We start from the raw sequence: 22,015 nt of genomic DNA on the forward strand, positions 1-22,015 counted from the left end.
TGCACTTTTCGATTCGGTCTGCTTTTCTAGGCGCTGAGAGCATCCGATTGGAAGGAACGGCCATGAACTCCCCAGCACCTGACCACGCCAGGATCAGCGTCATCGGCGCCGGGCCCGGCGGGCTGACCTGCGCCCGCATCCTCCAGCAGCGCGGCATGGCGGTCACCGTCTACGACCGCGACACCGGGCCCGACGCGCGCAACCAGGGCGGCACGCTCGACCTGCACGCCGACAACGGCCAGATCGCCCTGCGCGAAGCCGGCCTGCTCGACGCGTTCTTCGAGCTGGCCCGCCCCGAAGGGCAGGAGATGCGCCAGATGGACCCGACCGGCACGATCACGTTCCACAACGTCCCGGAGGCCGACGAGCTCTTCAAGCCGGAGATCGACCGCGGTCAGCTGCGCGACCTGCTGCTCGACTCCCTGCGACCGGGAACCGTGCACTGGGGCCGTGCCCTCGAAACGATCAGCGGGCCCGCCGACGGGCCGCGGCGGTTGCACTTCGCCGACGGCACCACCGTCGAGACCGATCTGGTCATCGGCGCCGACGGCGCCTTCTCCCGGGTACGCCCGGCCGTGTCCCCCGCCGTCCCGGCGTACACCGGGGTGAGCTTCCTGGAGGCATGGTTCTCCGACGTCGAGAACCGGCACCCGGACATCGCCGAGCTGGTCGGCCAGGGCAGCGCCGCCGCAGCCGACGGCGACCGCGGCCTGTTCGCCCAGCGCAACAGCGGAGACCACATCCGCGTCTACCTCATCCAACGAGTCCCGGTCGACTGGATCACCGCGAGCGGCCTGGCCGCCGACGACACCGACGGGATCCGCGCCCTGCTACTCGTGGAGTACGCCCACTGGTCGCCCCGCATGCGCCAGATGATCAGCGACAACGACGGCCCCTACGTCGATCGTCCGATCTTCGCCCTGCCGGTCCCGCACACCTGGGAACACGACCCCACGGTGACCCTGCTCGGCGACGCCGCCCACCTCATGCCTCCGCTCGGCGTCGGCGTCAACCTCGCCATGCTCGACGCCAGTGAACTCGCTCTCGCTCTCGCGAACGCCGCCACCGTCGACGACGCGATCCACACCTACGAGAAGACCATGCTTCCCCGCTCCACCGAGACGGCCAAGGCCCTCGAAGGCGGCGCCGAACACCTGCTGTCCGCCGACGTCCCCGACTTCGGCGACGATGGCGACACCAGGTCCTGAGCGCCGGTGACGGTGCCCGATCGGGGCTGGTCTTGGGAGCGGGCCAGGGCTTTGGGAGACTGCGGGCATGGCTGCTTCGCTGAACAAGGTCGGGGTCGTGGGGCTCGGGACGATGGGGGCCGGGATCGCCGAGGTGCTGGCCCGTAGTGGGCTGGACGTCGTCGGGGTCGAGGTGGGCGACGAGGCGCTGCAGCGCGGGCGCGGTCACCTGGAGAACTCCACCGGCCGAGCGGTCAAGCGCGGGAAGCTGTCCGCCGAGGAGCAGCAGGCGATCCTCGACCGGATCACGCTGTCCACGTCGTTCGGCGCGCTCGGCGACTGCGACCTGGTCATCGAGGCCGTGCCGGAGCAGCTCCAGCTCAAGCGCCGCGTGTTCGAGCAGCTCGACGAGGTCTGCCGGGCCGACGCCGTGCTCGCCACCAACACCTCGTCCCTGTCGGTCACCGAGATCGCCGTCAGCACGAACCGGCCGGAGCAGGTCGTCGGGGTGCACTTCTTCAACCCCGCGCCGGTGATGAAACTCGTCGAGATCATCCACTCCGTGCTGACCCGGCCGGAGGCCCTGTCCGTCGTCCAGGGGCTGGTCGAGCGGCTCGGCAAGGTCGGCGTGACGGTCGGCGACCGGGCCGGGTTCATCGCGAACCGGCTGCTGTTCGGCTACCTCAACCAGGCGGCGGCGATGTACGACGCCGGGCACGCGAGCCGTGCGGACATCGACGCGGCGATGAAGGCGACCGGCCTGCCGATGGGCCCGCTGACGCTGATGGACCTCATCGGGCTGGACGTCTCGCTGGAGGTCTGCGAGGCGATCTACCGGGAGACGCGGGACCGGCGGCACGCGCCCGCGCCGATCCTCCGGCAGATGGTCACCGCCGGCCTGCTGGGCCGCAAGACCGGCCGCGGCTTCTACTCCTACGGCGAGCCGGCCGCCGCGGCCGAGGCCGAACCGGCCGGGGCGCCGCCGCGGGTGGGCGTCGTCGGGTCGGGGCCGCTCGCCGTCGCCCTCATCAGCGGCTGCCTGCGGGCCGGGGCCGACGTCCGGTTCGTGGCGGGGGACGCGGAGAAGGCCGACGCCGTCCGTACGGCGCTGGAGCAACCCGTCGAGGGCGGCACCGAGCTGGGGCTGCTCGCCGACTGCGACCTCATCGTCGAGGCGGTGGCCGAGGACACGTCGGTGAAGCGGTCGCTGTTCGCCGCCGTCGACGACGTGGCCAAGCCGGGCGCCGTCCTCGCCACGACGACGACCACGGTGCCGGTGATCGAGGTGGCGGCCGCGACCGACCGGCCGCAGGACGTCATCGGGCTGAACCTGCCCGACCCGGCGGGCGAGCTCGTGGAGATCGCCGCGACCGTGGTGACCGCTCCGGAGGTCGTGCGCCGGGCCGCCGAGTACGTCACGGCGCTCGGCAGGCGTCCGGTGCGCTGCCGCGACCGCGCCGGGTTCATCGTCGACGCGCTGCGCGTCCCGTACCTCAACGACGCCGTCCGCATGCTCGAGACGGGGTACGCCGACGCGGACTCCATCGACGCCGCGATGCGCTACGGCTGCGGGTACCCGATCGGGCCGATCGCCGACCTCGACCGGCTCGGCCTCGGCCACGCGGTGGAGGTGCTGCGCGCCCTCTACACCGAGTACCGCGAGCCGGCCTACGCGCCCGCGCCGCTCCTGGAGGAGCTGTTCACCGCCGGCCGCACGTTCCGCTGAGACAATCGGAACAAAAAGATGGAGCGGCCCCGAGGGGCCGCTCCGGTGACACCGAAGTGGCGAGTACTAGATCCGCCAGCCCAGGTGCGCCTTGATGTTGTCGCCCTCCTTGACGCTGCCGTTGCGGTTGCGGTTGCGGTTGTCGCTGCTGCCGCTGCCCTGGCTGCGCCCGGCGTTGTTGTCGGTGGTGGTCTGCTTGGAGTCCGTGTTCGCGCTCATGTCGATCCACCTGTCTCGGTTTGGGTCCGCCGATGGCTGGACTGCTTACTTATGAATGGATCGTCCTCGAGCAAGACCGGGCGGCAACCCTTATCGCGCGCATTCATGGATCCGTCGGGCATTGGCGCGGGCAGGTGGTTCGGCCCGTACGGCCCGGTCCCCGTACCCTGAACGCCTTGACGTCCTCCCCCGCCTGAAGGCGGGGGATTCCAACCCGATTTCTACCCGGGGGTGAGAACAGGTTGAGGTTCGCGGTTCACGGCCCCGCCCGGCGGCTGGAGGGCTCCTCGCGCTGTCACGGCACGTCCTGCCGCGATGTTCTTGGCCGCGTTCACGTCCGCGTGATCGGTATGCCCGCAGGCGCGACAGCGAAAGACCGCTTGGCTCTCACGGCTCTCCGCAGCGCAATGCCCACAGGCATGACAGCTCTGAGACGTATACGCGGGATCGACCTTCTCCACCCGGCCCGGCGCCTTCTGCTCCAGACGGGTCACCAGAAGACCCCAGCCGGCCGCGTGGATGGAGCGGTTGAGTCCGGCCTTGGCCCGCACGTTCGTGCCCGGCGCGTCGAGGGTGCCGCGCGCGGACCGCACCATGCTCTTGATCTTCAGGTCTTCGACCCGGATGACGTCGTAGCGGCGGGACAGGGCGGTGGAGGCCTGCTCCACCCAGTCCTTACGCCGATCGGTCTCACGCGCCTTCAACTGGGCGATCACGGTCTTGATCTGCGCGCGGCGGTTCGACCCGAGCTTGGCGCGCGCGAGCCTGCGCTGCAGCCGCCGCAGGCGGTTGGCCTCGGTCTCGCGCAGGCCCGGCACGGACAACCGCTCACCTGTCGAGAGCGCGGCCGAGACGGCCACCCCGCGATCTATACCTACGACCTCGCCCGTACTGGGTCCATTGATTGGGGGTGGGATCACCGCGAATGCGACGTGCCAGCGGCCCGCCCGGTCTCGGTTGACCCGGAACGACTTGGCGTCGTCCGGAACGTTACGGGACCAGCGGAACTTCACCCAGCCGACCTTCGGGATCCACACCTGTCCCGTCTTGCGGGCCAGGCGGCGTACGTCCCAGTGGTTGCCGCGCTGCCCGACGATCCGGAACCCCTCATGCCGACCTGCTTTACGCCAGGTCGGCCGCCGATGCGTCCCGGCGAAGAAGCCCGCCATGGCCTGGGCGAAGTCTCGCAGGGCCTGCTGTCGTACGGTTTGGGAACCCGCCGCCAGCCATGCGAACTCTCGTCTCGCTTCGGTCAACTGGCGGGACTGCTCGGCATAGCCCGGCGCGTTCTTCCGTCCCGGTCGCCAATGTTGGTGCTGCTCGACCGCGAGATTCCATATATATCGGGCATGTGTACAGTGCTCCAGCAGCGCCTGCTCTTGAGCGGGCGTGGGCGCAAGCCGGAACCGCATGCCCGCACCCTAAACACCACCACCGACAATCAGAGGAGGAAGCGGCGTTCCCTCCCCGGCCCGAAGGCCGGGGACTCCACGCCGCACGACCGATGAGTCCGCGCAAGAACCGCCGTGGTCGCGACACCGTCCGGGAGACCGGGGCGAGCGCGTTCGGCGGTCCGCAGCGGATCGAGGAGGGGCCGGACGGCGACTGGATCGTACGGCCGGTGGCCGGCGGGACCAAGGCGTACCGCTGTCCGGGCTGCGACCAGGAGATCACACCCGGCGTCGGGCATCTCGTGGCCTGGCCCGCCGAGGGCGGTGGGCCCGACGACCGGCGGCACTGGCACCGGCCGTGCTGGAACCACCGGCTGAACCGGCTGCCGAACATCCAACGGTCCCGTCGGGGACCGCGCTACTGAGAAGGGACCGCGATGGGGGAGATCCGGGCGAGCACGGTGCTGCCCGCGCGTCGTACCGACATCGAGCTGCGGACCGCCGACGGCCTCACCCTCGTCGGCGAGCTGGCCGTGCCCGAGGACCGGCCGCCGGTCGCCACCCTCATCTGCCTGCACCCGCTGCCGACGCACGGCGGCATGATGGACAGCCACGTGCTGCGCAAGGCGTCCTACCGGCTGCCGGCCCTCGCCGGGCTCGCCGTGCTGCGGTTCAACACGCGCGGCACGACCAGCGAACGCGGGACGAGCGAGGGGGAGTTCGGCGGCGGCGACTCCGAGCGGTACGACGTTGCGGCGGCGCTCGAGTACGCCGAGTACCACGACCTGCCGCGGGCGTGGCTGCTCGGCTGGTCGTTCGGCACCGAGCTGGCCCTCAAGTGGGGCCACGACCCGCTCGTGGAGGGCGCGATCCTGCTGTCCCCACCGCTGCACCGGGCGACCGACGCCGACCTCGACGCCTGGGCGGAGTTCGGCCGCCCGCTCGTCGCGCTCGTCCCGGAACGCGACGACTACCTGCAGCCGGCGGAGGCCCGCGAGCGCTTCAAGCGGGTGCCGCAGGCGGAGGTCGTCGGCGTCGACGACGCCAAGCACCTGTGGGTGGGTGAGCCGTACGTCCGGATCGTGCTGAACGAGATCGTGCGCCGCGTCGCGCCGGAGGCGTACCCGCTGCCCACCGAGGTCGAGTAGAAGGATTTTCTAAACCTCCGCGACCGAACACGGCCACCCTCTCGGCGGATCGATCCGCAGCGGTGAGGATAACGGGGTCCGGGCGTTCGCCGGGCTGAGCCGGATTCTTACCCGATGAGGTGATAGCCGTGCAGCTGTACAGCCGTGACGTCGGAGACGGGACACCGCTGGTCCTGCTGCACGCGTTCCCGCTGTCGTCCGCCATGTGGCTGGCTCAGCGGGAGGCACTGTCCGCACGGTTCCGGGTGGTGACACCGGACCTGCGCGGCTTCGGCGGGTCCCCGCTCGGCACCGCGGAACCCTCGGTCGACGTGATGGCGGACGACGTCGCCGCGCTGCTCGACGCGAAGGGCATCGACCGGGCCGTCGTCGGCGGGCTGTCGATGGGCGGCTACATCACGCTCGCGTTCTGCCGCCGGCACGCGGATCGCGTCCTCGGCCTGGTGCTCGCCGACACGAAGGCCACGGCCGACACCGAGACGGCGCGGGCCGGCCGGCTGCGTATGGCGGAGCGGCTGGAGGAGGACAAGACCGTGGACGTCCTCCTCGAGGATTTATTGCCACGGCTGGTCGGGCCGACGACGATGCGGCAGCGCGCGCTGATCTACGGGCGGGTGCGCGGGCTCGTGCAGTCGGCGCCCCCGGCCGCCGCGGCGTGGGCACAGCGGGCGATGGCGGCCCGCCCGGACGCCCTGGAGTCCCTCGCCGAACTGCGGTCCCCGGCGCTCGTCATCCATGGCGCGGAGGACGAGATCACGACGGAGGAGGACGCGCGGGCGATGGCCGGCGCCCTGCCGAACGCCGAGCTCACCCTCGTGCCCGGATCCGGCCACCTCACCGCCGTCGAGCAACCACAGCTGTTCAACGACGCGGTGGCGGAGTTCGCGGCGGCGCTCGGCCGTACGACCCGCTGACCCGACGGCCGTACGGTCAGGAGCTCTCCTGGCGGGGCATGACGACCTCGCGGAGGATCAACGCGACCGCGGCCGCGGTGGGGATGGCCAGCAGCGCGCCGATCACGCCGAGGAGCGCGCCGCCGAGGAGGGCCGCGATGATCGTGACGGCCGGCTGGACGTCGACGGACCTCTTCATCACGCGCGGCTGGACCAGGTAGTTCTCGACCTGCTGGTAGATCAGGAAGAAGATCGCGGTGGCGATGCCGATCCAGAAGCCGGAGAAGAACGCGATCGCGGTGACGAGGACGGCCCCGATCGTCGCCCCGATCAGGGGGATCAGGTCGGTGATGGCCACCAGCATGGCCAGCGCGATGGCGTACGGGACGTTGACGATCAGCAGATAGATGTAGGCCACGATCCCGGCGATGACCGAGATGAGGACGTTGCCGGCGACGTACCCGCCGATGCGGGAGAGGATCTCGTCGCCCAGCAGCGCGACGCGGGCGCGCCGGGACCTGGGCGCCAGGCGGTACATGAAGCCGGTGATGTTCGGCAGCGAGCCGAGGAAGTAGAGCGTGAGGATCAACACGGTGAACGTGCTGAACACGCCACTGATCACCACTTGGCCGACGCCGAGGATCCCGTTGGCGGCCTGCTTGCCCAGGTCCTTGCTCTGCACCGCCGTCTGGGCGCGTTCGAGCAGGTGGTAGCGGTGGTCCCAGTCTTGCAGCTTCGGGTTGTGCGCCAGCTGCTCGAGGTAGCCGTTGCCGCTGCTGAGGTTGTTGATGAAGGCGGTGATCTGTTCGGTCAGCGGCGGCACGATGGCGAAGCCGAAGCCGACGAAGAACCCGACCAGGCACAGGAAGACGATGAGCACGCCCCACCGGCGGGACACGCCCAACCGCGTCAGCGCCTCGACCGCCGGGTTGAGGCCCACGGCGAGGAACAGCGCGACGACGATCAGGACGATCACCTGCCGGGCGTCGGTGACCGCCTTGACCAGCATGTAGGCGGCCAGCACCCCGAGCGCGCCGTAGAAGCCGAAGATGAACGGGTGACTGCGGGTCAGCGGACGGCCCGGGCGGCCGAAGGGGAACAGCGCGTCGACGCCCGCCTCACGCTCCCGGGCCGCGATGTCGGTGACCGGATCGAGCGCGGCGACCTCGCCCGCCGGCTGCCGGGCACTGTCCGCGAGGGTCCCGACCTCCTCGCGCTGTCCGCCGTCGTGGGGGGTTTCCGCCGGCACGCACGTCTCCTTGAGCTAGATATCGACAAGAGCCTAGGGGATTACGGCCCCTAGGCTCTTGTCCGGCTCAGTGCGGTCGAACGGCGGAGGATGTTACTCCTGCCACCAGTCGTCGTCTTCGTCCTTCTTCTTGGCCTCCGCCGCGGGCGCGGCCGCCGCGGGCGCCGGCTTCGGCGCGGGCTTGGGCTCGGCCGGGGCGATCGCGGGCTTCTCCGGCGGCGCGGCGATGGCCTCCTCGGTCGGTCCGCCCATCGGCGCGGACACGCCGCCGATGAGCTGACGGAGCTGGTTGAGGTGGCTGGTGATGCTGTCCCGCTGGCGCGTGAGCTCGTCGACCTGTCGCTGGGCCGTGGTGCGCATCCGCTCGGCCTCGCTCTTGGTCTCGCTGAGCAGGTGCTCGGCCTGGGACTTCGCCTCGGCGATGATCTGCTCGGAGTTCTTGCGGGCGTTGGCGACGAGCTGCTTGGCGTGGCTGTCGGCCTCGCGGCGCGTCTGCTCGGCCTGCTGGGTCGCCTTGGTGGCGCGCTGCTCGGCGGACGCCGCACGCTGCTCGGCCTCGGCCACGAGCTTCTGCGTGGCGCTCTGCGCGGCCGCGTGCCGCTCGGCGTCCTGCCGCTCGGCCTCTTCGCGCCGGGCGGCCAGCTGGATCTCGAACTCGGCCTCGGCCTGGGCCCGCTGCGCCTCGCTCTCCTCGAGGATGCGGTTGGCCTGCGCCCGCATCTCGTCGGCCTGGCGCTTGGCGGTGGTGAGGATCTCGTCGCGCTCGCGCTTGGTGGACGCCCGCAGCTGGGCGACCTCCCGCTCGGTCGTGGTCCGGAGCTTGGCGATCTCCCGCTCGGCGCTGGCGCGCTTCTCGGCGACCTCGTGGTCGGCGGTGGCGCGCAGCTTGGCGACCTCGCGCTCGGTGGTGGAGGTCAGCTCGTCGGCGTGCCGGCGGGCCGCCGTGCGCACCTCCTCGGCCTCGCGCTCGGCCGCGTTGCGCATGTCGTCGCCCTCGCGCTTGGCGGTGGCGCGGACATCGGCCGCCTCGCTCTCCGCGGCGGCGCGCAACTCCGCGGCGTCGACCTTCGCGGCGGCCTTGATCTCATTGGCCTCCGTGCGGGCGGCCTGCACGAGCTCGGTCGCCTGCTCCTCGGCGAGGCGCAGCAACTGCTCGATGCGCGCGCCGAGGCCGGAATAGGTGGGTCGCTCCTGTTCCTGGAGCTGACGATGTGCGTCGGAGAGCTCCCGTTGCAGTGCCTGAGTCTGCTCACGGCTCTGGCGGACCTCGGCGTCGAGCTGCTTGATGTGCTCTTCGACCTGGTGCCGGTCGTAGCCGCGCAGCACCACGTCGAACTCGCGTGGGGGCGTGCTGTCTTCGAAGAAGTTGCTGAGCTGGGCGTCGATGTCGGACTGCATGAGGCTCAATCCTGCTGTGACGAGACGGCTACAAGTGGTGGAGGTACCAGACGATGGCCGCGCGAGTACTGCGTGTTACGGGGTACGGCACGTGCGGGACCACTTTCCGGCGACAGCAGAGTACTCCCGACACTGCCGTGTTGGGGGCTCAACTTTACGACCTGGGCAGTTTGTCGCGATTGTCAGAGCCCATGTAGCGACCTGGTAAGGCACCGGGTTCTGCCCGGGTGACAATGAGTCAGTGTTGGCGTGGCCTCGCCTGGACGAGTTCGGTCAGGACGCCGCCGACATCCTTGGGGTGCAGGAACGCGATCGAAGCGCCCATCGATCCGTGCCGCGGACGTTCGTCCAGCAGGCGCACGCCCTTGCCGCCGATGCTCTCCAGTGCGGCCACCACGTCCTCGACGCCGTATCCGATGTGGTGCACGCCTTCTCCCCGTTTCGCCAGGAACTTCCCGACCGGCGTATCGGGGTGCAACGGTTCCAGCAACTGGACGTACGAGGCTCCGGCGGGCCCGTCCGCCACGTGGAGCATCGCCTCCTTCACCCCCTGCTGCTCATTGACCTCCCGGGACGCGACGATCAGACCGAACGTGCCCTCGTAGAAAGCGATCTTCTCTTCAAGATCATGGCATGCGATCCCGACGTGATCGATTCGGGTGAGCATGGCGGTGGCCTCCCTGGAAAGTCCCGGCTCTCTTGTGGGTATGTTGGCAAACGTCGCCCCCACCATTCGTCGGAGGTCTCGTTTCATGGCCGGTTCCGTCATCGTCGCCGGAGCGCGGACGCCCATCGGGCGCCTGCTCGGCTCTCTCAAGGACTTCGCAGCGGTGGACCTCGGCGCGATCGCCATCCGCGCCGCCCTGGAGCGCGCCGGTCTCACCGGCGACCAGGTCGACTACGTCATCATGGGCCACGTGCTGCAGGCGGGCGCGGGACAGATCCCGTCCCGCCAGGCCGCCGTCAAGGCCGGCATCCCGATGAACGTCCCGTCGCTGACGATCAACAAGGTCTGCCTCTCCGGCCTGGACGCCATCGCCCTCGCCGACCAGCTCATCCGCGCCGGCGAGTTCGACGTCGTGGTGGCGGGCGGCATGGAGTCGATGACCAACGCGCCGCACCTGCTGCCGAAGTCGCGCCAGGGCTACAAGTACGGCTCGATCGAGGTGCTCGACGCCACCGCCCACGACGGTCTCACCGACGCCTTCGACGGCGTCTCGATGGGCGAGTCGACCGAGCGTTACAACGCCAGGCTCGGCATCTCCCGCGAGGAGCAGGACGAGTTCGCCGCCCGCTCGCACCAGCGGGCCGCCGACGCCATCAAGAACCAGCTGTTCGACGACGAGATCGTCCCGGTGGAGATCCCGCAGCGCCCGGGGGCGGCGGGGCGTAGCCAAGGGGGTGGAAAGCAGGGTGACCCCGTCGTGTTCTCCGCCGACGAGGGCGTCCGCGCCGACACGACGGCCGAGTCGCTGGCCCGCCTGCGGCCCGCGTTCAGCAAGGACGGCACGATCACCGCCGGCACGTCCTCGCAGATCTCCGATGGCGCGTGCGCGGTCGTCGTCATGTCCAAGGCCAAGGCCGAGGAGCTCGGGCTGACCTGGCTGGCCGAGATCGGCGCGCACGGCAACGTCGCCGGCCCGGACAACTCGCTGCAGTCCCAGCCGGCCAACGCCATCAAGCACGCCCTGGGCAAGCAGGGGCTGACCGTCGGCGACCTCGACCTGATCGAGATCAACGAGGCGTTCGCGTCGGTGGGCATCCAGTCGATGCGCGACCTCGGCGTGGACGCGAGCAAGGTGAACGTCAACGGCGGGGCCATCGCGCTCGGCCACCCGATCGGCATGTCCGGCGCGCGGATCGTCCTGCACCTGGCGCATGAGCTGCGCCGCCGGGGCGGCGGCGTCGGCGCCGCGGGGCTGTGCGGGGGCGGCGGCCAGGGCGACGCCCTGATCCTGAAGGTCTGAGGGCCCGGGGTGGCGCGGAACGTCGACGTCGAGGATCTGGTCGAGCGGGCGAGGAAGGGACAGCCGCGCGCACTGGCGCGGCTGATCTCCCTCGTCGAGAACGCCTCGCCGCAGCTGCGGCCCATCATGGCCGCGCTCAACCCGCTCGCCGGCCGGGCGCGGGTCATCGGCCTGACCGGCGCCCCGGGCGTCGGGAAGTCCACGTCCACCGGCGCGCTGGTGACGGCGTTCCGGGCGCGCGGGCTACGCGTCGGCGTGCTGGCGGTCGACCCGTCCTCGCCGTTCACCGGCGGGGCGCTGCTCGGCGACCGGGTGCGCATGCAGGACCACGCGAGCGACTCCGGCGTCTTCATCCGCTCGATGGCCAGCCGCGGCCACCTGGGCGGCCTGTCCTGGGCGGCGCCCCAGGCCATCCGCGTGCTCGACGCGGCCGGCTGTGACGTCGTGCTGGTCGAGACCGTCGGGGTCGGCCAGGCGGAGGTGGAGATCGCCTCGCTGGCGGACTCGACGATCGTGCTGGTCTCGCCGGGCATGGGCGACTCGATCCAGGCCGCCAAGGCGGGGATCCTGGAGATCGCCGACGTCTTCGTCGTCAACAAGGCCGACCGGGACGGCGCCCAGCAGACCGTACGCGACCTGCGCAACATGATCGCGCTCGCCGGCGACGTCGGCTGGAAGCCGCCGATCGTGCCGACCGTCGCGGTCAAGGGCGAGGGCATCGACGACGTCATCCGGCGGCTCGACGAGCATCACGCCTGGATGGAGGAGTCCGGCGAGCTCCGCCGGCGCCGGCTGGCCCGGGTCCGCGACGAGGTGGAGGCCATCGCCGTGACCGCGCTCCGCGAGCGGATGGGCGACCTGCACGGCCACCAGCGCCTCGACGTGCTCGCCGCCAAGGTCCTGTCCGGCGACTGCGACCCCTACTCCGCCGCCGACGAACTCATCGCCGCCCTCACCAGCGACTGAACGCGTACATTCGGTCACCTCGACATGCGTGGAGGCGCCGAATGACGAAGATCCTCGTGGCAGTGGATGACGACGCGCTCGCCGCGGCGGCAGAGATTCTGGGCACCAGGACGAAACGTGACACGGTGAACACCGCTCTCAGAGCGACGGTCGCGGCCTTGCGCAGCGCTCGCGAGATCAGCGTTTCGCCTCACCCGGCGGAACGCCAGGGCGAGGGGGCGTAGCCGTCCTCGGAGGCTTGCTCGGCGGCAGCGGCGGCGGGATCGGGCTGGGCCCGGGGTGGGCGGCGGTGGCCGAACTCGAGGGTGAGCAGGGCCACGCCGACGGGCACGAGGCTCGCCCACGACGGGAAGGCCACGGCCCTCCGTACGTAGCGCGGCCGGAACTTCCGGTTGAACAGGTACAGCGACTCGACCTTGATGAACGGGTCGAGCAGGTGGATCAGGCGGTAGCCGCCCTGCTCCAGCGGCCCGCGCTCGGCGGTGTCGAACAGCTCCCGGAACGCCGCGAAGTTGAGCGAGACCTCGTCGAGTCCGCGGTCGCGGGCGTACTCCATGACGTCGACGATCATCCGCTCGTTGAGGCCGTTCGGGGCGCCGGGGACGCGGCGCATCGCGTCGAGGGAGAGCCGCCGCCCGCAGGCGCTGGGCAGGTACCGCTGGAAGCCGATCGGCGCGCCCTCGGCGTCGCGGGCGATCACGACGACCGAGGAGGCGTGTCGGCCGGTCAGCAGGTCGTCCATGTTCATGGAGAACCCGCGCTCCTCGGTGCCGCCCATCGCCTCGGCGGCCACCATCTGCAGCCGGCCCAGCTCTTCGGCGGTCAGGTCGCCCTCGCGCGCGACCCGCGTGGTGACGCCCGCGTTGCGGGTGCGCTGCACCGCCTGCCGGACGTTGCGCATGCTCCGGCCGCTCAGGCCGAACTCGTTCGGCGACAGCAGGACCTCGTCGCCGATCTCGATGGAGCGCAGGCCGTACGGGCGCCACAGGTCGAGCAGGTCGGCGCGGGCCCCGAGCACGGCCATCCGCCACCCGGAGCGCTCCGCGAGCGCGGCGAACTCGGCGACCGCGGCCGGGTAGGAGCGCGGGTCGCCGGCCGGGTCGCCGCCCGCCACGGCGACGCCGAACAGCACGCGGTACCCGATGACGGCCCGCCGGTCGGGGCTGAAGACGTACGACTTGTCGCTGCGCAGGACGAACGGGGCGAGGGTGTCGGAGCCCTGGTCGTCGACCAGGCGTGCCGCCTCGGCGCGCTCCCGGTCGGTGCCCGCCGGGGGCGGCGGCGCGGGTGTGAGCATCGTGACCAGCATGGCGAGCAGGCCGCCCCCGCCGATGACGCCCAGGCTGGCCTCGAACCAGTGGTCGGCCGAGCCGCTGAAGTGGATGGGGCCGGGGCCTGAGGCGGTCAGGCCGGCGAGGATCTCGCGGCCGGCGTCGGCCGGGCTCGGGCCGGGCGTCATCTGGTGCCACTGCAGGACCAGCACCGCCAGGCCGTACGCGATCGCGAGGCCGTACGTGATGAGGCCGGCGCGGACGGCGGTGCGCACCCGGCTGGGGGAGGCGGTGAACTCTCCCCGGTACCGGACGAACGCGCCGATGGCGGCGGTGAGGAGGACGAGCCGGCCGAGCTGCCAGGTGCTCAGGGCGTCGAGGGCCGACAGGCCGGTGAGCAGCAGGATGACGTAGTACGCGACCCGGCGGCGCAGGAGCACGCCGCGCGCGGTCGCCAGGAGGATCAGCGCGAGCAGGAGTTCCTGGCCGTTCGGGAACAGGTCGCCGATGACGAGGTTGGCCGGCCGTTCGGGCGTCGAGCCGCTCAGGGCGGGAAGCGCGACGGCCACCGCGGCCGCCGCGATGGGCAGCGCGAGCGGCCAGGTCGGCCGGCGATGGAGAGCGGACATGTGGTGAAGAGCGGACGCGCCTGCCACGGACACAACGATCACCCCGGTTTATCCGTAACCGGCCCTTTGTTAGTGCTATTCCCCGCGGGCCGTCTCGGTAAGATCACGGTGATGTGGCGTAAGTCACCGTAACGGTTTTGAAGCCCAGGCTGCGCAGTAGGTTCATGATCATCTGCTTGGTGTTCGTATCGGCGCGTTCGGCCAGGCCACTGGAGCCCGCGGCATCCTGGATCTTTTGGGCGGCGAGCACGTAGAGCTGCTGCTGCTGATTCGGGTTCGAGCTGAAGAACTGGCCAATTCGGTCGAACAGTCCGCGCTGTTGGGCGAACACATAACTGCGCTTCGAGTCCAGATTGGTCTTCTCGAGCTTGGCGTGCGGCAGCCGGATCGTCACCGAGGTGCGGTCCTTGTCAGTCGTGACGGCTCCGTTGCCCAGACCGGAGAAGTCGACGTACGCGTCGACGCTCCCGGTGCCCACGAACAGCGTCCGCTGGCCGCGGATCGCGCCGGGCAGGAACCGCGCGTCCTTCTCCAGGTCCACGATGACCTGGAAGTCGCCGGTCGCGGCCTCGTACCGGGAGAGGTTCTGGATCGACCGCAGGACGGCGGGGCCGCTGCGGTCCTTGGTCTTCTCACTGAACGGGTCGAGCCAGTGCGGAAGGGCGTGCACGGCCTGCAGGACGGCGTACACCAGCGCGAGGAGCACGACGATGAACGCGATCCAGCGAACGCCCGGCCGGCGCGGCCGCGGCGATGCCGGTTCGTCCTCGGGGGCTTCCGGTCGCACCATTCTCGTCTCACCTCTAGGGGTCTCGGCTAGAACCGGGATTACCCCAGAAGAGGCTCACTCATCCCCCAGGACGTACGGCCCCGGCGGCACTAGTGGTTGACCTGGTCGTTCGCGCGAATTCGTTATCCGGCGGCCTCTGCGTGCGGGGCCACGGCCGCCTGCTCGACCTCGATCAGCGACTCGCCGCGCCGGTGCGCCTCGAACGCCTCCTTGCCGCCGCGGACGCCGAACAGCCTCTTGGAGACGACGAGGTACACGACCAGGCCGACGTTGATCACGAGCGCGCCGATGCGGACCGCGGTGACGCGGTCCGTGAGCTCGTAGATCTCGACCGGCAGGCCGAACGACGTCGCGACCACCGCGAAGTACTCGCCCCAGCGCTTGCCGAGCCACAGACCGACCGCCTCGACGAGTTCGATCACGGCGTACGCCAGCAGCCCGACCGCGAACCAGGTCAGCGTCTCCGACTTGAGCGTGAAGACGTGCCGGATCTCCTCGATGATGCGCGAGTGGTCCAGGTCCCAGCCGATCTGCCGGGCGAGCGGCCGCAGCAGCGGGATGTCCTTCTCGAAGACCCGCTGGATCGACCCGCGGTTGGCCGAGAACCGCCACACGCCGTACGCGGCGGCGACGATCAGCAGGCCGCGGATCACGCGCTCGACGGCGAAGAAACGCATGATCAGCTCGTCCCGCAGCTCCCGGCCGCGCGCGACGAGCGGGGCGCGGTCCGCGGGGCCGCGTCCGTGCGGCTCGCCGTGGACGTAGGTGCCGCAGCGCAGGCAGCGCCAGGCCTCCCCGGCGGGGGTGGGCACGTGCAGCCGGTCCCGGAGGGCCGGTTCGTCGGGGGCGTAGGTGACGTGCCCCGAGCGGGCACACTTCAGCAGGCTCCAGTCCACGGCCCGACGATAGTGAATACCGGCAGACAGAGCACGTCGTTCGTGGATTGTGCGATCAGCGTTCGCGGAAATCCCTGCCGCGGAGGGCGCAGGAGTGGTAGCGGGCGTAGTGCGCGCGCAGCCATCTCCGGCGCCGCTGCTCGTCCCAGCGGGCGAAGTTCCGCGCGGCGACGGCGTCGGTGAGCCGCGGCGGTGCCTCGTCGAGCAGCCACGCCGACACGAGGGCGCTGTAGTGCGCGCCGGCCGCGTGCCCGGGGTCGCCGCAGGTGCGCGCGTCCAGCAGGCTGATGTCGATCTCCTGCTCGGCGCGGTGGGCGTACCCGGGGGACAGGTCGCTGAGGTGGATGTAGACGACGCCGCGGCCGGGCCGGGGGAAGTCGTTGTCCGGCCGGTGCTCGACCCGGACGAACCGCCCGGAGGTGCCGCTCAGGCGGGTGGCGAGGGGGGTCAGCCCGGCCTCCAGCGACGGCAGCGCCGCGCGCAGCGCCGGGTGCACGCAGACGGTGAGCGGCCACTGGCGGCAGGCGTACGAGAACGCGCGCGGCACGACCGGCGGGGTGCGCTGCTGGCCGTGCAGCCACACGGTGGTGCCCGCGACGACGCCCGCCGCCGCGACCGCCGGGAGCGCGAGCCAGAGGTGCCGGGTCAGCGCCCACAGGTAGCCGGTGACCAGCACGGTGCCCAACCCCAACGCCCACAGCGCCTGGCCCGCGAGCAGTTCGGTGCGCAGCGCGGCGAACAGCCCGATGTGCCCGATGCCCGGCGGCGGCAGCAGGTCCGCCCAGGCCCCGGGGCGGGCGGCGCCCCACAGGTAGGTGAGGACCGCGACGGCCGGGACGGCCGGGAGCCGCGGGACCATGCGGCCGCCGAGATAGCCGATGACGGTGTAGACCAGCAGCGTGAGGGCCCCGGCGAGCGGCCCGATCGGCTTCGGGTGGCCCGCCTCCACATGGATCATCGTCTTGGCGGCGACGACCAGGGCCACGACGGTGTACGCGCAGAGCGTGACGATCCCCAGCAGGAGCAGGTCGAGCAGCGGACCCAGGGCGGGGGAGCGGGCGGTCAGCCCCCGGAGGTAGTCGAGACGGTGCTCGCGCAGGGCGACCCAGGCGGCGAACCCCGCCGAGGCCGGACCGAGCAGGCACACCGAGGAGAACAGCGCCGCGACGGCGTCGTCCCAGTACGCGACGCCCGGCAGCAGTGCCCGCCACGCCGCGACGGCGCCGAGGAACGCGAGCGCCGGCACGGCCAGGAACAGGGCCGTACGGCGAGCGTCGATCCGCAGCACCCGCCCGAGGTCAGACACCGGCAGGCACCCGAAGCCGGGGACGGGGGACGCAGGGCACCTCGACGAGGCGGCCCCGGACCATGCTGAAACCCCGGTCGCACCACCCCGTCAGCTCCGCCGGATCGGCGGCCGTGGCCACGACCGTCGGAGCCAGGCCCCGCAGCAGCGGGATCAGATCCTCCCGCTCGGAATCACCGATGCCGGCGAGCGGCTCGTCCAGAAAGACGAGCTCCGGCTCGTGCACACAGGTCGCGGCCAGCCCGGCGCGCAATCGCAGATCTTGCGGGAGCATGTCCATTTCGAGCGCCGCGGCGTCGCTCAGCCCGAATCGCTCCAGAATCGCGTCGACCGCCCGGCGCGGTGTGCATTTGTAGTAGGACGCGTAGGCGACGAAGTCGCGGGTCGACAAGCCGGACGTCCAGGCGAATCGCGCGGGCAACAGGCCGATCCGGGCGCGCGCCGCGCGCCGCCCGGACCGCCGGGTCACGTCGTGGCCCAGCACCTCGAGGTCGCCCACGGACGGGCGGCGCAGGGTCGTCAGCGCCTGCAGCACCGCCGATCTGCCCGGACCCGCCGGACCGGCCAGGCCCACGACACCGTGTGTCACGTCGAACGTGGTGGGACGCAGGATCCACCGCCGGCTGCGGCGGATGCCCAGGCCCCGTGCCACGATCGCGGAAGAATTTGCGATCATAATTACCCCCCGAATTGGCGACGCGTGCGCGAGGGCCGGGGCGATCACTGCGTTGAACCGCTGCGCGACGCCCCTCTTTGCCGTCGTCCGCACGCGTCGACAATGGAACTATAACTTGCCTTGATGATGAGTGTCAGCGTTCCTTAGGCGGCCGCCGGGATTGCGGCTGATTCGCGGGATTCACAGGTCGATCGCGGCTATATCAAGCTTGATTCGGCCGATGTCGGGCCGGGCAGGCGATAACGTATGTGAGTGGCCAAGCCGCTCAACCTGCCTTTCGACCCGATCGCCCGCGCCGGAGATCTCTGGGAGCGCCGCTGGGGGCGGTCGCCCGCCATGCTGGCGGTGACCTCGATCATGCGGGCGCAGGCCATCCTGCTCGCCGAGCTCGACGCCCTGCTGAAGCCGTACGGCCTGACGTTCGCCCGGTACGAGGCGCTCGTGCTGCTGACCTTCAGCCGGAAGGGCGCGCTGCCGCTGTCGAGGATGGGCGAGCGGCTGATGGTGCACCCGACGAGCGTCACCAACATCATCGACCGGCTGGAACGCCAGGGGTACGTCCGGCGCCGTCCGAACCCCCGCGACGGCCGCGGCGTGCTCGCGGAGATCACCGACAGCGGCCGGGAGACCGTCGAGCGCGCCACCGCCGACCTCCTCGCCGCGGACTTCGGGATGGGCGCGTACGGCGCCGAGGACCTGGAGCTGATGTTCGAGACGCTGCGCGGCCTCCGCGTCGCCGCCGGCGACTTCGAGGAGTAGAGGCCGCGCCGAGTCACTCTCGAGCAGGATGGTTGGCGGCGAGATACTAGGACATCCTAGTATCTAGGGGAGCCACGTCACCGGCCTGAGGAGCGCTCATGGACATGCGGGACATCGAAGAGGGCCGTCGCCGCTGGCAGGCGAGGTACGACTCTTCCCCGACCAACCGACCCCGACCGACCTCCCGGGGCTCCCGCCGACGCGACGCCGACTTCACCACGCTCTCCGGCCTCGAGGTCGATCCGGTGTACGGGCCGCCGGCCGCGGACCCCCGGTTCGAGCGCATCGGCTGGCCGGGGGAGTTCCCCTACACGCGCGGCCTGTACGCCACGGGCTACCGCGGCCGCACCTGGACCATCCGCCAGTTCGCGGGCTTCGGCAACGCCCGGCAGACCAACGAGCGGTACAAGATGATCCTCGGCGCGGGCGGCGGCGGCCTGTCGGTCGCCTTCGACATGCCGACGCTCATGGGCCGTGACTCCGACGACCCCCGCTCGCTCGGCGAGGTCGGGCACTGCGGCGTCGCCATCGACTCCGCCGCCGACATGGACGTGCTGTTCGACGGCATCCCGCTGGGCGACATCACGACGTCGATGACCATCTCCGGCCCGGCGGTGCCGATCTTCTGCATGTACCTCGTCGCGGCCGAACGCCAGGGCGTCGACGTCCACGGCCTCGACGGCACCCTGCAGACCGACATCTTCAAGGAGTACATCGCGCAGAAGGAGTGGCTCTTCGCGCCGGAGCCGCACCTGCGCCTCATCGGCGACCTGATGGAGTTCTGCGCCCGCGACATCCCGGCGTACAAGCCGCTCAGCGTCTCCGGCTACCACATCCGGGAGGCGGGCTCCACGGCCGCGCAGGAGCTGGCGTTCACGCTCGCGGACGGCTTCGGCTACGTCGAGCTCGGCCTGTCCCGCGGGCTCGACGTCAACCGGTTCGCGCCCGGCCTGTCGTTCTTCTTCGACTCCCACGTCGACTTCTTCGAGGAGATCGCCAAGTTCCGCGCCGCGCGCCGCATCTGGGCGCGCTGGATGCGCGACGTGTACGGCGCCACGTCGGAGAAGGCGCAGTGGCTGCGGTTCCACACCCAGACCGCCGGCGTCTCGCTGACCGCCCAGCAGCCCGACAACAACGTCGTGCGCACCGCCGTCGAGGCGCTCGCCGCCGTGCTCGGCGGCACGAACTCCCTGCACACCAACGCCCTCGACGAGGTCCTGGCGCTGCCGAGCGAGAAGGCCGCCGAGATCGCCCTGCGCACCCAGCAGGTGATCATGGAGGAGACCGGCGTCGTCAACGTCGTCGACCCGCTCGGCGGCTCCTGGTACGTCGAGGCGCTGACCGACCGCCTCGAGGAGGAGGCCGAGCGGATCTTCGCCCGGATCAAGGACATGAGCCCGGACGGCTCCATCACCGGCGGCATCCTGCGCGGCATCGAGGACGGCTGGTTCATGGCCGAGATCGCCGACGCCGCGTTCACCTACCAGCAGCAGTTGGAGAAGGGCGAGAAGAAGATCGTCGGGGTGAACTGCCACACCCAGTCGATCGAGGAGCCGCTGGAGATCCTGCGGGTCGGGCACGAGGTCGAGCGCGAGCAGAACCGTCTCCTGGCCGAGCGGCGTACGGCGCGGGACCAGGCGGCCGTCGACGCCGCGCTGCGCCGGATGACCGAGGTGGCCCGGACCGAGGACAACCTGATCCCCGCCATGCTGGACGCGGTACGGGTCGAGGCCACCCTCGGCGAGATCTGCGGCGCGCTGCGCGAGGAGTGGGGCGACTACTCCGAGCCCGCCCGCTTCTGACCCCGCCGGATCACCCCGGGCGACCGCCGCGGAACGCGCCCGGGTGATGGTGGAGCGTGCTTGATCGATTACATGGGCGGCCGTGCGTATTCGTTCGGCGGTGCATGCGGCAGGATGGACACATGACGTCATCGGACTTCTCGTTGCACGGCGCGATCGACCTCGGCGCGCGGCGTGCCGCGGCCCAGAGACAGCAGCAGCGCCCGGCCTCGGGAGCCTCGGACGACTCCTCGCAACACGTCATCGACGTGACCGACGCGACGTTCAACACCGAGGTCGTCGAGCGGTCGCGCACCGTGCCGGTGCTCGTGGACTTCTGGGCCGACTGGTGCCAGCCGTGCAAGCAGCTCGGCCCCATCCTGGAGAAGCTCGCCAATGAGGCGGACGGCCGCTGGGTGCTCGCCAAGGTCGACATCGACGCGAACCCCGCGCTCGGCCAGCAGCTCGCCCGGATGGGCGTGCAGGGCATCCCGTTCGTCGCGGCCGTGGTCGCGGGGCAGATGCTCCCCGTTCTCAACGGCGCCGCCCCCGAGCCGCAGGTACGCCAGGTGCTGGACCAGCTCTTCGCGGCGCTCCGCCAGCAGGGCATGCTGCCCGAGGACGACGGCGCGGACGCCGTCCAGCAGCCGGCCGCCGACCCGCTGGAGATCGAGGCGGAGGCCGCCCTGCAGCGGGGCGACCTCGACGGCGCCGCCACGGCGTTCGGGCGGATCCTGGAGACCTCGCCGAACGACCCCGTCGCCAAGAGCGGCCTCGCACTGGTCGACCTGCAGCGCCGCGCCCAGGCGTACGACCCGGCGGCGGTGCGCAAGGACGCCGCCGACCGACCCGACGACGCGGCCGCCCAGGTCAAGGCCGCCGACCTCGAGCTGGTGGAGGGCCGGATCGACGAGGCGTTCGACCGTCTCATCGGCACGGTGCGCCGGACCGCGGGAGACGAGCGGGAGACGGCCCGCAAGCACCTGATCGCGCTGTTCGACGTCCTGCCGCCGGACGACCCGCGCGTGACCCGTGCCCGGCGGAAGCTCGCCTCGGCGCTCTTTTAGACCTTCCTCGGCGGGAGGGGCGGGTGATGACCGGAGTCATCACGATCTCCGCGACGTTCGGCGCGGGTGGCAGCGCCATCGGCCCCGCCGTCGCCGAGCACCTCGGCGTGCCGTTCATCGACCGCGCCATCCCGTACACCGTGGCCGCCGACATCGGCTGCTCGCTCGAGGAGGCGCTCGCCCACGACGACCGCACCGAGCACGGGCTCGGCCGCCTCCTGGCCGACGCCGCGCGCCTGCCGAACGTCACGCTCGGCGGCATGGACGTCCACCTTCCGCAGCGCGGCGTCGTGCCCGAGGAGGAGTTCGTCCACCACACCGAGCAGGTGATCAAGGAGGTCGCCGGCCGGGGCGAGGGAGCGGTGATCCTCGGCCGCGCCGCGCAGGTCGTCCTCGCCGACCATCCCGCCGCGCTGCACGTCCGCCTCAACGGCCCCCGGCGACGGCGGATCGCCCGCGTCCAGGAGGCGATGGAGCTGTCCGCGCAGGAGGCCGAGCGCCTCCTCACCGAGAACGACCGGGCACGAACCGCGTACGTCAAACACTTCTACCGGGCGGACCCGGCCGATCCGGCCCTTTATCATCTGGTCATCGACAGTACGCGGCTGGCCGCGGCTGCCTGTGTCGACATGATCGTGACGGCGGCGCACGCGGTGAGCTGACCTTCGTCGTCGCCCCGTACGCAGGGATGACACC

General features: G+C 71.1%; 22 protein-coding genes. 12 read left to right on the forward strand and 10 right to left on the reverse strand.

Translation table 11 applies throughout. From position 1 onward, the window contains the following. Positions 1-62: 62 nt before the first annotated feature. Both AB0K82_RS03880 and AB0K82_RS03885 read left to right on the forward strand, forming a co-directional pair. Positions 63-1,208 carry an NAD(P)/FAD-dependent oxidoreductase gene (locus AB0K82_RS03880; protein WP_364392389.1) on the forward strand — a complete coding sequence of 382 codons (1,146 nt, stop codon included), beginning with the start codon at positions 63-65 and terminating at the stop codon, positions 1,206-1,208. 67 nt (positions 1,209-1,275) lie between these two features. Further along, complete coding sequence (locus AB0K82_RS03885; RefSeq protein ID WP_364392391.1) at positions 1,276-2,913, forward strand: 3-hydroxybutyryl-CoA dehydrogenase; 1,638 nt, start codon at positions 1,276-1,278, stop codon at positions 2,911-2,913. A 66-nt stretch (positions 2,914-2,979) separates the two neighbouring features. On the opposite strand, the gene AB0K82_RS03890 is transcribed toward AB0K82_RS03885, so the two are convergent. Beyond that, a complete protein-coding gene (locus AB0K82_RS03890; protein WP_364392393.1) occupies positions 2,980-3,132 on the reverse strand; it encodes a hypothetical protein in 153 nt (50 codons plus the stop codon). 221 nt (positions 3,133-3,353) lie between these two features. Beyond that, the gene (locus AB0K82_RS03895; protein ID WP_364392396.1) at positions 3,354-4,544 is read right to left on the reverse strand and encodes a transposase; all 1,191 of its coding nucleotides are present in this window, start codon (positions 4,542-4,544) and stop codon (positions 3,354-3,356) included. Between the two features lie 92 nt (positions 4,545-4,636). Between AB0K82_RS03895 and AB0K82_RS03900 the strand changes: the two genes are divergently transcribed. From AB0K82_RS03900 to AB0K82_RS03910, 3 genes are all read left to right on the forward strand, one after another. After that, a complete protein-coding gene (locus tag AB0K82_RS03900; RefSeq protein ID WP_364392398.1) occupies positions 4,637-4,948 on the forward strand; it encodes an ATP/GTP-binding protein in 312 nt (103 codons plus the stop codon). Positions 4,949-4,960: 12 nt separating this feature from the next. Next, positions 4,961-5,671, forward strand: a complete 711-nt coding sequence (locus AB0K82_RS03905) for an alpha/beta hydrolase (RefSeq protein WP_364392400.1) — start codon at positions 4,961-4,963, stop codon at positions 5,669-5,671. A 128-nt stretch (positions 5,672-5,799) separates the two neighbouring features. Beyond that, complete coding sequence (locus tag AB0K82_RS03910; RefSeq protein WP_364392402.1) at positions 5,800-6,585, forward strand: alpha/beta hydrolase; 786 nt, start codon at positions 5,800-5,802, stop codon at positions 6,583-6,585. Positions 6,586-6,601: 16 nt separating this feature from the next. On the opposite strand, the gene AB0K82_RS03915 is transcribed toward AB0K82_RS03910, so the two are convergent. The 3 genes from AB0K82_RS03915 to mce form a co-directional block, all read right to left on the reverse strand. Next, complete coding sequence (locus AB0K82_RS03915; RefSeq protein WP_364392404.1) at positions 6,602-7,813, reverse strand: AI-2E family transporter; 1,212 nt, start codon at positions 7,811-7,813, stop codon at positions 6,602-6,604. Positions 7,814-7,906: 93 nt separating this feature from the next. After that, a complete protein-coding gene (locus tag AB0K82_RS03920) occupies positions 7,907-9,211 on the reverse strand; it encodes a DivIVA domain-containing protein (RefSeq protein ID WP_364392407.1) in 1,305 nt (434 codons plus the stop codon). Positions 9,212-9,449: 238 nt separating this feature from the next. Beyond that, the gene (mce, locus tag AB0K82_RS03925) at positions 9,450-9,878 is read right to left on the reverse strand and encodes a methylmalonyl-CoA epimerase (RefSeq protein WP_364392731.1); all 429 of its coding nucleotides are present in this window, start codon (positions 9,876-9,878) and stop codon (positions 9,450-9,452) included. Between the two features lie 85 nt (positions 9,879-9,963). Here mce and AB0K82_RS03930 point away from each other — a divergent pair, with 85 nt between their 5' ends. From AB0K82_RS03930 to AB0K82_RS03940, 3 genes are read left to right on the forward strand one after another with little or no spacing between them, the layout of a single operon-like run. Further along, a complete protein-coding gene (locus AB0K82_RS03930; protein WP_364392409.1) occupies positions 9,964-11,178 on the forward strand; it encodes an acetyl-CoA C-acetyltransferase in 1,215 nt (404 codons plus the stop codon). A gap of 9 nt (positions 11,179-11,187) precedes the next feature. Continuing rightward, positions 11,188-12,144: a methylmalonyl Co-A mutase-associated GTPase MeaB gene (meaB, locus tag AB0K82_RS03935; RefSeq protein ID WP_364392411.1), complete on the forward strand. Its 957-nt coding sequence runs from the start codon at positions 11,188-11,190 to the stop codon at positions 12,142-12,144. A gap of 41 nt (positions 12,145-12,185) precedes the next feature. Then, positions 12,186-12,368, forward strand: coding sequence for a type II toxin-antitoxin system VapB family antitoxin (locus AB0K82_RS03940; protein ID WP_364392413.1), 183 nt, complete (start codon positions 12,186-12,188; stop codon positions 12,366-12,368). On the opposite strand, the gene AB0K82_RS03945 is transcribed toward AB0K82_RS03940, so the two are convergent. The 5 genes from AB0K82_RS03945 to AB0K82_RS03965 form a co-directional block, all read right to left on the reverse strand. Then, positions 12,335-14,044, reverse strand: a complete 1,710-nt coding sequence (locus AB0K82_RS03945; protein ID WP_364392415.1) for a phosphatidylglycerol lysyltransferase domain-containing protein — start codon at positions 14,042-14,044, stop codon at positions 12,335-12,337. The two genes, AB0K82_RS03940 and AB0K82_RS03945, sit on opposite strands and share 34 nt — an antisense overlap. A gap of 103 nt (positions 14,045-14,147) precedes the next feature. Then, complete coding sequence (locus tag AB0K82_RS03950) at positions 14,148-14,834, reverse strand: DUF4230 domain-containing protein (RefSeq protein ID WP_364392417.1); 687 nt, start codon at positions 14,832-14,834, stop codon at positions 14,148-14,150. Positions 14,835-14,956: 122 nt separating this feature from the next. Beyond that, complete coding sequence (locus AB0K82_RS03955; protein ID WP_364392419.1) at positions 14,957-15,730, reverse strand: DUF2127 domain-containing protein; 774 nt, start codon at positions 15,728-15,730, stop codon at positions 14,957-14,959. Between the two features lie 55 nt (positions 15,731-15,785). Then, positions 15,786-17,036, reverse strand: a complete 1,251-nt coding sequence (locus tag AB0K82_RS03960; RefSeq protein WP_364392421.1) for a hypothetical protein — start codon at positions 17,034-17,036, stop codon at positions 15,786-15,788. Further along, positions 17,029-17,712, reverse strand: coding sequence for an ATP-binding cassette domain-containing protein (locus AB0K82_RS03965; protein WP_364392424.1), 684 nt, complete (start codon positions 17,710-17,712; stop codon positions 17,029-17,031). The genes AB0K82_RS03960 and AB0K82_RS03965 overlap by 8 nt, the downstream gene beginning before the upstream one ends. Positions 17,713-17,964: 252 nt before the next feature. Here AB0K82_RS03965 and AB0K82_RS03970 point away from each other — a divergent pair, with 252 nt between their 5' ends. From AB0K82_RS03970 to AB0K82_RS03985, 4 genes are all read left to right on the forward strand, one after another. After that, positions 17,965-18,471 carry a MarR family transcriptional regulator gene (locus AB0K82_RS03970; protein WP_364392426.1) on the forward strand — a complete coding sequence of 169 codons (507 nt, stop codon included), beginning with the start codon at positions 17,965-17,967 and terminating at the stop codon, positions 18,469-18,471. A gap of 98 nt (positions 18,472-18,569) precedes the next feature. Further along, on the forward strand, positions 18,570-20,273 hold the full coding sequence (locus AB0K82_RS03975) for a methylmalonyl-CoA mutase family protein (RefSeq protein ID WP_364392428.1): 1,704 nt from the start codon (positions 18,570-18,572) through the stop codon (positions 20,271-20,273). Between the two features lie 122 nt (positions 20,274-20,395). Further along, on the forward strand, positions 20,396-21,319 hold the full coding sequence (locus AB0K82_RS03980; protein ID WP_364392430.1) for a tetratricopeptide repeat protein: 924 nt from the start codon (positions 20,396-20,398) through the stop codon (positions 21,317-21,319). Positions 21,320-21,345: 26 nt separating this feature from the next. Continuing rightward, entirely contained in the window at positions 21,346-21,981 is a 636-nt protein-coding gene (locus AB0K82_RS03985; protein ID WP_364392432.1) for a cytidylate kinase-like family protein, read from the forward strand. Positions 21,982-22,015 lie beyond the last annotated feature (34 nt).

This window comes from Actinoallomurus sp. NPDC052274 (assembly GCF_040679475.1).
GTDB lineage: Bacteria > Actinomycetota > Actinomycetes > Streptosporangiales > Streptosporangiaceae > Actinoallomurus > Actinoallomurus liliacearum.